Annotated in this window: 1 protein-coding gene; it reads right to left on the bottom strand. The window is 70.7% G+C overall.

From position 1 onward, the window contains the following. Positions 1 to 1,328 (bottom strand): condensation domain-containing protein (locus ABZ876_RS39075; RefSeq protein ID WP_361791200.1); only part of this gene is annotated, 1,328 nt, incomplete at both ends.

Genomic DNA, 1,328 nt, shown 5'->3' on the forward strand with positions numbered 1-1,328 from the left:
TCCACCAGCTCCCGGAACGTCGGGTCACCCGACACGTCCGTCCGCAGCACCAGCGTGTTCACGAAGAAGCCGACGAGGTCCTCCAGCGCCTCGTCCGTACGGCCGGCCACCGGCGAACCGATCGGGACGTCCGTCCCCGCACCCATCCGGAACAACAGTGTCGCCAGCACGGCCTGCACCACCATGAACACACTCGCGCCCGACTCCCGGGCCAGCGCGACCAGCCCTCGGTGCACGTCCGCATCGAGTTCGAACACGAGGTGGTCGCCGCGGTGAGAGGCGATGGTGGGGCGGGGCCGGTCGAAGGGCAGCTCCAACTGGTCCGGCAGCGCATTGAGCTGTTCCTGCCAATAGGCGACTTGCCGGCTGATCAGGCTGTCCGGATCGGATTCGTCGCCGAGCAGCTCGCGCTGCCACAGCGCGTAGTCCGCGTACTGCACCGGCAGCGGCTCCCACCCGGGAGCCTGCCCGTCGATCCGAGCCTCGTAAGCCCTCGCCACATCCCGGGCCAAGGGAGCCATCGACCAGCCGTCACCCGCGATGTGGTGCAGCACCACCACCAACACGTGCACGTCCTCGGACAGCGCGAACAGCCGTGCCCGCACGGGGACCTCGGATGTCAGGTCGAAGCCGCTCGTCACCTCCGCCGCGATGGCCTCCGACAAGTCGATGCCGGGCACCGTGGTGGCCGTCAGCGACGGACAGGCCCTCTCCGCGGCCACGATGTGCTGGTAGGGGGTGCCGTCGGGGCCTTCGGGAAAGACGGTCCGCAGCGCCTCGTGCCGCTCCACGACATCGCGCAGGGCGGCGGCGAGCGCGTCCCGGTCCAGTGCGCCGGTCAGCCGTAGGACGACGGGCATGTTGTAGGTGGCGGCCGTGGTTCCCTCGAAGCGGTTCAGGAACCACAGGCGCCGTTGGGCGAAGGACAGCGGCACCTGGGCCGGCCGGTCCATCGGCACCAGCGCGGTCCGAGCCTGCTCGGCGTCCGCCGCCCACTGGGCGAGCTGAGCCACGGTGGGCCGCTCGAACAGGACACGCAGCGGCATTTCCGCTCCGAGGACCGTGCGTACGCGGCTGACGACGCGGGTGGCGAGCAGGGAGTGGCCGCCGAGGTCGAAGAAGCTGTCGTCGATACCGACCCGCTCCACGCCCAGCACCTCGGCGAAGATCCCGGCGAGGGCCCGCTCACGGGTGTCACGCGGAGCGCGATGCGTCTGCCGCTCGAACTCCGGCGCGGGCAGGGCTCGGCGGTCGAGTTTGCCGTGGGCGGTCAGCGGAAGTTCGGGAAGGATCACGACCGCGGCCGGGACCAGGTATTCCGGCAGGCG

This window comes from Streptomyces sp. NPDC046931 (genome assembly GCF_040644655.1).
Taxonomy (GTDB): domain Bacteria; phylum Actinomycetota; class Actinomycetes; order Streptomycetales; family Streptomycetaceae; genus Streptomyces.